Consider the following 8,780-nt stretch of genomic DNA (forward strand, 5'->3'; position numbering starts at 1 on the left):
CCGGCCGCGGACAGGGCCCGGGCCGGCCCCCGGCCCCGGCCGCACCGAGGCCCGGGGCCCGGGGCCCGGTCGTACGGCTAGCGCCCCTCCCCCCGCATCCACTGCTCCATCACCGACAGCAGGTAGTCCGGGTCGACCGGCTTGGTCACGTAGTCCGAGGCTCCGGACTCGATCGCCTTCTCCCGGTCGCCCTTCATCGCCTTGGCCGTCAGCGCGATGATCGGCAGCCCCGCGAACTGCGGCATCCGCCGGATCGCGGTGGTCGTGGCGTAGCCGTCCATCTCCGGCATCATGATGTCCATCAGGACCACCGAGACGTCCTCGTGCTGCTCCAGGACCTCGATGCCCTCGCGTCCGTTCTCCGCGTAGAGCACCGCGAGACCGTGCTGCTCCAGGACGCTGGTCAGCGCGAACACGTTGCGGATGTCGTCGTCGACGATCAACACCTTCTCACCCGCGAAGGTGTACGCCGGGCGCGGTGCGACCTCCGGCCGCTCCTCCTCGGCGGCCGGCTGCCCGCCCGCGCCGGACTGTCCCGGCTGCCCCGGCTGCCCCGGCTGCCCCGGCAACTGCGGCCACTGGTCCACGGACTTGCGGCGGTGCCGGAACAGCGCGCCCGCCCCCGAGCGGGACTCGGTGTGCACCGGTGCGGGCGCGAAGTGCACAAGGCCTTCGCCCACCTCGTCGCCGGCCCCGAGACGGTCGTCCGGGTCCTGCGGGTCGGTCCCGTGCCCGTTCGCCTGCGCGGCCGGGCTCAGCGGCAGATAGAGCGTGAAGGTCGAGCCGCGGCCCGGCTCGCTCGCCGCGTAGATCTCGCCGCCGAGCAGCCGCGCGATCTCCCGGCTGATCGACAGACCCAGGCCGGTGCCGCCGTACTTGCGGCTGGTCGTGCCGTCGGCCTGCTTGAACGCCTCGAAGATGACCCGCATCTTGCCGGCCGCGATGCCGATGCCGGTGTCCGTCACCGAGAACGCGATCAGATCGGCGTCCGGGTCGCGCAGCGTCCCGGCCTCCAGGAGCTGCTCCCGGATCGACTGCGGCACGTCCGACCCGGCCGGCCGGATCACCAGCTCCACGGCGCCGGTGTCGGTGAACTTCACCGCGTTCGACAGGAGGTTGCGCAGCACCTGGAGGAGGCGCTGCTCGTCGGTGTGCAGGGTCGCGGGCAACTCCGGGGAGACCCGTACGGAGAAGTCGAGGCCCTTCTCCGCGGTGAGCGGCCGGAAGGTGGCCTCCACGTAGTCGACCAGCTGCACCAGGGCGATCCGGGTCGGCGAGACGTCCATCTTGCCCGCCTCGACCTTCGACAGGTCGAGGATGTCGTTGATCAGCTGGAGCAGGTCGGAGCCGGCGCCGTGGATGGTCTCGGCGAACTCGACCTGCTTGGGCGTCAGGTTCGTGTCCGCGTTGTCGGCGAGCAGCTTGGCCAGGATCAGCAACGAGTTGAGCGGGGTGCGCAACTCGTGCGACATGTTGGCGAGGAACTCGGACTTGTAGCGCATGGAGACCGCGAGCTGTTCGGCGCGCTCCTCCAGGACCTGCCGGGCCTCCTCGATCTCGGTGTTCTTCACCTCGATGTCCCGGTTCTGCCGGGCCAGGAGTTCGGCCTTGTCCTCCAGCTCCGCGTTGGAGTTCTGCAGCTCCTTCTGCCGGTGCTCCAGCTCGGCCGAGCGCTCCCGCAGCTGCTCGGTGAGCTCCTGCGACTGCTGGAGCAGCACCTCGGTACGGGTGTTGACGCTGATGGTGTTGACCGTGGTCGCGATCAGCTCGGCGATCTGGTTGAGGAAGTCCCGCTGGATCTGCGTGAACGGCTGGAAGGAGGCCAGCTCGATCACGCCGAGCACCCGGCCCTCGAACAGCACGGGCAGCACGATCACATGGGCCGGTGCGGCCTCGCCCAGACCGGACGAGATCTTCAGATAGCCGGGCGGCACGTTGACCTGGATGGTCCGCTTCTCCTCGGCGGCCGTCCCGATGAGCGTCTCGCCGGGCCGGAACGAGGTCGGCATGGAGCCGGAGGAGTAGCCGTAACTGCCGCGCATCCGCAGCTCGTACGAGCCCTCCCCCTCCCCCACCGGGTCGGCGTCGGTGTTGGCGGAGCCGAGCGGCATGGCCACGAAGAAGGCGCCGTGCTGCGCCGAGACGACCGGCGTCAGCTCGCTCATGATGAGCGAGGCGACGTCCTCCAGGTCCCGGCGGCCCTGCATCAGACCGGAGATGCGGGCCAGGTTGCTCTTCAGCCAGTCCTGCTCGTCGTTGGCGAGCGTGGTGTCGCGCAGGTTGGCGATCATGGTGTTGATGTTGTCCTGGAGCGCCTGGATCTCACCGGCCGCGTCCACGCCGTCGATCTTGACGTTGAGGTCGCCGCGGGTCACCGCGGTGGCGACGGCCGCGATGGCGCGCACCTGCCGGGTCAGGTTCCCGGCCATCTCGTTCACGGACTCGGTGAGGTCGCTCCAGGTGCCCTCGACGTCCCGGACCCGGGCCTGGCCGCCGAGCTGCCCGTCGGTGCCCACCTCGCGCGCGACCCGGGTGACCTCCTCGGCGAAGTTCGACAGCTGGTCGACCATCGTGTTGAGGGTGTTCTTCAGCTCCAGGATCTCGCCGCGCGCGTCGATGTCGATCTTCTTGGTGAGGTCGCCCTTCGCGAAGGCGGTGGCGACGGCGGCGATCTGCCGCACCTGGCCGGTCAGGTTGTCGGCCATCGAGTTCACCGACTCGGTGAGGTCCTTCCAGGTGCCCGAGACGCCCGGCACCCGGGCCTGGCCGCCGAGGATGCCGTCGGTGCCCACCTCGCGGGCCACCCGGGTCACCTCGTCGGCGAACGAGGACAGGGTCGTCACCATCGTGTTCACCGTGTCGGCGAGTTCGGCGACCTCGCCGCGCGCCTCGACCGTGACCTTCTTCGACAGATCGCCGTTGGCGACCGCCGCGGACACCCGGGAGATGTTCCGCACCTGGCTGGTCAGGTTGTTCGCCATCAGGTTGACGTTGTCGCTGAGGTCCTTCCAGATGCCGGTCACCCCGCGCACCCGGGCCTGGCCGCCGAGGATGCCCTCGGTGCCCACCTCACGGGCCACCCGGGTCACCTCGTCGGCGAAGTTCGACAGCTGGTCCACCATCGTGTTGACGGTGGTCACCAGCTCAAGGATCTCGCCCTTGGCGTCGACGGTGATCTTCTTCGACAGGTCGCCCTTCGCGACCGCCGTGGTGACCTCGGCGATGTTCCGGACCTGGAAGGTCAGGTTGTTCGCCATCATGTTCACCGACTGGGTGAGGTCCTTCCAGGTGCCGGAGACCCCCTGCACCTCGGCCTGACCGCCCAGGATGCCGTCGGTGCCCACCTCGCGGGCCACCCGCGTCACCTGCTCCGCGAAGGCCGAGAGCTGGTCCACCATCGTGTTGAGGGTGTTCTTCAGCTCCAGGATCTCGCCGCGCGCGTCCACGTCGATCTTCTGCGACAGATCACCGCGGGCCACCGCCGTCGCGACCTGTGCGATGTTGCGCACCTGCGCCGTCAGGTTCCCGGCCATGCCGTTCACCGAGTCCGTCAGGTCCCGCCACACACCGGCGACGCCGGGCACCACGGCCTGGCCGCCGAGCCGCCCGTCGGTGCCCACCTCGCGGGCCACCCGCGTCACCTGGTCCGCGAACGCGGACAGCTGGTCGACCATCGTGTTGATGGTGTTCTTCAGCTCCAGGATCTCGCCGCGCGCGTCCACGTCGATCTTCTGCGACAGATCGCCCCGGGCCACCGCCGTCGTCACCTGGGCGATCTGCCGTACCTGCGAGGTCAGGTTGCCGGCCATGAAGTTCACCGAGTCGGTGAGCTCCCGCCAGCGCCCCGACACACCGTCCACCCGGGCCTGACCGCCGAGCCGGCCCTCGGTGCCCACGTCCCGCGCCATCCGCGTCACCTGGTCGGCGAACGAGGACAGCTGTGACACCATCGTGTTGACGGTGTTCTTCAGCTCCAGCATCTCGCCGGCCACGTCCACCGTGACCTTCTGCGACAGATCACCGTTGGCGACCGCCGTCGTCACCTGCGCGATGTCCCGCACCTGGCCGGTCAGGTTGCGGAACGCGGTGTTCACCGAGTCCGTCAGGTCCTTCCACGTGCCGGCGGCGCCCTGCACCTGCGCCTGACCGCCGAGCCGGCCCTCGACGCCGACCTCCCGGGCCACCCGGGTCACCTCGGAACCGAAGGCCGAGAGCTGGTCCACCATCGTGTTGACGGTGTTCTTCAGCTCCAGCATCTCGCCGGCCACGTCCACCGTGACCTTCTGCGACAGATCACCGTTGGCCACCGCCGTCGTCACCTGCGCGATGTCCCGCACCTGCGTGGTGATGTTCCGGAAGACCGTGTTGACGGAGTCCGTCAGGTCCTTCCACGTCCCCGCCGCACCCGGCACCTGCGCCTGACCGCCGAGCAGACCCTGCGCGCCGACCTCGCCCGAGACACGCGTCACCTCGTCCGCGAAGGTCCGCAGCGTCTCCGTCATCTGGTTGATGGTGTCCGCCAGCTGCGCGATCTCGCCGCGCGCCGACACCCGTACCTTCTGCGACAGATCGCCGTTGGCCACCGCCACGGTGACCTCCGCGATCCCTCTCACCTGATTGGTGAGATTTCCCGCCATCGTGTTGACGGAATCGGTGAGGTCCTTCCACACACCGGCGACCCCGGCCACCTCGGCCTGACCGCCCAGCTCGCCCTCGGTGCCCACCTCGCGGGCCACCCGGGTCACCTCGGACGAGAACGAGGACAGCTGGTCCACCATCGTGTTGACGGTGTTCTTCAGCTCCAGCATCTCGCCGGCCACGTTCGCCGTGACCTTCTGCGACAGATCACCGTTGGCGACCGCCGTCGTGACCAGCGCGATGTCCCGCACCTGCGCGGTCAGCTGGTTGGCCATCGTGTTGACCGAGTCCGTGAGGTCCTTCCACGAACCGGACATCCCGCGCACCTGGGCCTGACCGCCCAGCTTGCCCTCGGTGCCCACCTCCAGGGCCACCCGGGTCACCTCGTCGGTGAACACCGACAGCTGGTCGACCAGGTTGTTCACGGTCCGCGCGACCTTCAGGAACTCCCCGCGCAGCGGCCGCGTCGACCCGTCGCCGCCCTCCGAGCGCAGCTCCATCCGCTGCCCCAGATCACCCTCGGCCACCGCCGAGAGGACCCGCCCGACCTCGGACACTGGCCGCGCCAGCTCGTCGACCAGGGCGTTCGCCGCCTCGATCGTCGCCGCCCAGGAACCCTCCGCCGCCCCGGCCTCGAGCCGCTCCGACAGCTTGCCCTCGCGGCCCACCACCCGGCGCACCCGCGTGAACTCCCCGGTCAGATGCGACTGCCGGTCCGCGACCTCGTTGAACACGGCGGCGATCTCCGCCATGACCCCGTCGCCGGAGACGGTGAGCCGCTTGCGGAAGTTGCCGTCCCGCATCGACACCAGGGCGGCCCGCAACCGCTGCAGCGCGGCCGCGTCCACCTGCACCGTGTCCCCGCCCCGGGACCGGCCGCCGCCCTTCGTCCGCGCACCGCCACTGCGACGCGTCGTCGTGCCAGACTCCACCGTGTCCCTCCCGAAGGGGTCGACCGTACGCTCGGTCTCTCGCTACCAGCCTGTCCAGTACCAGCCTGCCCAGTGTTTCACCGGGTCCGAACCAGGCCATAACTGTTCGGCAGCTTCGCACAACGTCCCCACGTCCGAGGGACGGATCAGCGTGACCGGCATCCGCTGGGACAGCGAAGGTAAGTAACCTGGCATCCGGCTGTCCAACCGCCCCGGTCCGCCCGGCGTGGGCGGGGCGGCGCGAGAAGCAGCACCAGGCGGCGGGAGGGGCAGACCGACCATGGCAGAGCCGGGCGTCGAGACGCGTACGAGGAGTTCAGTGATCACCGCGCGGGCGGCTGCCAGTTTCGAACCCGTCGGGCGGTCCGTCGCGACCGCCCGCGCCTTCGTCCGGGACACCCTCCAGGGCTGGGGACACAGCGAGATCGTCGACGACGCCGTCGTCCTCACCAGCGAACTCGTCACCAACGCCGTCGTCCACGCCGGCACCGCCGCCGAGGTGCTGTGCCTGCGCGGCGACGACGGCGTCCGCATCGAGGTCGCCGACCGCTACCCCGAGCGCGAGATCCCCCTCCAGCAGCCCCGCACCATGGGCAGCCCCGACCGCGAGAACGGCCGCGGTCTGCTGCTGTGCGCCGCGCTCGCCACCCGCTGGGGCGTCGACTACAGCCCCACGCGCAAACACGTCTGGTTCCACATCGACCTCCCGGAGCGCCCGGTCGGCACCCGCTCCGCCGGCCCCGTCCTGCCCGACCCGCTCCTCCCCCTCGCCGACAGCCGCGTCCGCGTCGCCGTCGTCCAGATCGACGGCCCCGGCGCCATCACCGCCTGGAACGAGGACGCCGAGGAACTCTTCGGTTACGGCTCCGAGCAGGTCACCGGCAAACCCCTCGGCGACCTCGCCGCCTGGCCCCACACCCCCGGCATCGGCACCGGCCTCGCCGAGGCCCTCCGCCTCTCCCGCTGGGAGGGCAGCTACGGCATCCGCTGCGCCGACGGCCGCGTCGTCCCCGTCTACGCCTCGCACCTGCGGGTCCGCGACGCCCAGGGCGAACCCTCCACCGTCTGCCTGCTCGTCCGCGAGCACGAGCGCGCGGTCCTCCAGACCCCGCAGCGCCCCGCCGCCGGCGAGACCGGTGGCGAGAGCCGTGGCACCGCCGCCGACCCCTTCGAGGTCTTCATCGGCTCCCCCGCCCCCGACGACCTCGACGGCCTCCTCCAGCGCACCGTGGAACGCGCCCGCGACATGCTCGACGGCGACTCCGCCTTCCTGCTCCTCGCCACCGACGACGAGACCGAACTCGAGGTACGGGCCACCACGGGCCTGCCCTCCGCACGCCAGCGCTTCGCCCGCGTCCCCGTCGAGACCGGCGCCAGCCGTTACGGCTCCGCCCGCATGCCCGCCGTCCACGAGGACCTGGCCGCCGTCCCCGGCGCCGTACCGCTCCTCGAAGGCACCGGAATGCGCTCGGTCGTGACGGTCCCTCTGAAGGTCGAGGGCCGCCTCACCGGCTCCCTCGGCGTCGCCGCCGAGAGCGCCAACCGCTACTCCAACGAGGAGGCCCTGCGCCTCCAGTTCGCCGCCGACCGCATCGCCCTGGCCGTCGAGTCCGCCCGCCTCGGCGAGCTCGAACGGCTCCGCCGCGGCTCCCTCAGCTTCCTCGTCGAGGCCTCCGACCTGCTCGCCGGCACCCTCGACCGGGACCAGACCCTGGCCCTGATGGCCCAGATGACGGTCCCCACCCTGGCCACCTGGTGCGCCGTCTACACGATCGCCGACCAGGCCTCCGACCCGTACCTCTCCTATGTCCTGCACGAGGACGAGGATCTGATCGACGGTCTGAAGGCCCTGCTCGTCTCGATCTCCCCGCCGGACCCCGTGCCCACCCCCGGCGCCCGCGTCTGGACCGCCCCGGGCGACGCCGCCCACCGCGCCGCGCTCACCGCCTCCATGCGCGAGCTCGGCGGCCACGGCAGCCCGGTGTCCTCCGGCATCAACACGGTGCTCTCGACCGCGGCCGCCGTCGGCGGCGAGACCGTCGTCCTGCCGCTCGTGGCCCGCAACCGCGTCATCGGCATGCTCACCCTGGGCAAGCCCACCGACGACCACTTCCGCCAGGAGATCCTGGAGCTCGCCGAGGACCTGTCCCGACGAGCGGCCCTGGCCCTGGACAACGCCCGCCTCTACTCCGAGCGCATGGCCATCAGCCGCTCCCTCCAGCGCAGCCTGCTGCCGCCCGGCCTCCCCGACATCCCCGGTGTCGAGGTCGACGTCATCTACCGCGCGGCCGGCGAGGGCAACGAGGTCGGCGGCGACTTCTACGACCTCTTCCCCATCCGCGACGGCTCCTACGGCTTCGCCATCGGCGACGTCTGCGGTACGGGCCCGGAGGCGGCCGCCGTCACCGGCCTCGCCCGTCACGCCCTGCGCCTGCTCGCCCGCGAGGGCTTCGGCGGCCCGGCCGTCCTGGAGCGCCTCAACGCGGCGATCCTCGACGAGGGCGCCCGCAGCCGCTTCCTCACCCTGCTCTACGGCGAGCTGCGCCCGCAGGAGGACGGCTCCGCGGTCCTGAAGGTCGTCTGCGCCGGCCACCCGCTGCCGCTCCGCCTCAGCCAGGACGGCACGGTCCGCCCGGCCGCCGACCCGCAGCCGCTGCTCGGCGTCATGGACGACCTGGAGCTGTACGAGCAGACGGTCACCCTCGACCCGGGCGACGTGCTCCTGTGCGTCACGGACGGCGTGACCGAACGCCGCGAGGGCACCCGCATGTTGGGCGACGACGGCCTCACCGAGGTCCTCAGGTCGTGTACGGGCCTGACGGCCGGCGCGATCACCTCGCGCGTGCTGCGGGCGGTCGAGCGCTTCGCTCAGGAGCCGGCCTCCGACGACATGGCGATCCTGGCGCTGCGTATTCCGGAGCCGCACAGGGCCTGACGGGAACGGAATGAGCCGGCCCCTTCGGGGGCCGGCTTTCGTCTGGGTCCGGTCTGTCCGGGAAACACAAAAAGGCCCCCGCCTGTTGGCGGGGGCCTTTTCTCTGAGCCCTTTAACGGAATCGAACCGTTGACCTTCTCCTTACCATGGAGACGCTCTACCGACTGAGCTAAAAGGGCGGGTTGTTCGGCGGTGTCCTACTCTCCCACAGGGTCCCCCCTGCAGTACCATCGGCGCTGAAAGGCTTAGCTTCCGGGTTCGGAATGTAACCGGGC

General features: G+C 70.8%; 2 protein-coding genes, 1 tRNA gene and 1 rRNA gene. 1 reads left to right on the plus strand and 3 read right to left on the minus strand.

Annotated features, from left to right (window positions below; genetic code table 11):
• Positions 1–77: 77 nt before the first annotated feature.
• Complete coding sequence (locus AB0C73_RS13850) at positions 78–5,441, minus strand: HAMP domain-containing protein (protein ID WP_362528738.1); 5,364 nt, start codon at positions 5,439–5,441, stop codon at positions 78–80.
• A gap of 409 nt (positions 5,442–5,850) precedes the next feature.
• Here AB0C73_RS13850 and AB0C73_RS13855 point away from each other — a divergent pair, with 409 nt between their 5' ends.
• Entirely contained in the window at positions 5,851–8,505 is a 2,655-nt protein-coding gene (locus AB0C73_RS13855; protein WP_362528700.1) for a SpoIIE family protein phosphatase, read from the plus strand.
• A 106-nt stretch (positions 8,506–8,611) separates the two neighbouring features.
• On the opposite strand, the gene AB0C73_RS13860 is transcribed toward AB0C73_RS13855, so the two are convergent.
• Both AB0C73_RS13860 and rrf read right to left on the minus strand, forming a co-directional pair.
• A tRNA-Thr gene (locus AB0C73_RS13860) sits at positions 8,612–8,684 on the minus strand.
• Between the two features lie 5 nt (positions 8,685–8,689).
• Positions 8,690–8,780: ribosomal RNA gene (gene rrf / locus AB0C73_RS13865) — 5S ribosomal RNA — on the minus strand; the annotation flags it as partial.

Origin of the sequence: Streptomyces sp. NPDC048623 (assembly GCF_040650755.1) — a bacterium.
Lineage (GTDB): Bacteria > Actinomycetota > Actinomycetes > Streptomycetales > Streptomycetaceae > Streptomyces.

What these genes read in the sequence shown, in the direction of transcription:
- AB0C73_RS13850 (WP_362528738.1), bottom strand. Translation starts at nt 5,441, where the DNA reads ATGCGGGACGGCAACTTCCGCAAGCGGCTCACCGTCTCCGGCGACGGG.
- AB0C73_RS13855 (WP_362528700.1), top strand. Translation starts at nt 5,851, where the DNA reads ATGGCAGAGCCGGGCGTCGAGACGCGTACGAGGAGTTCAGTGATCACC.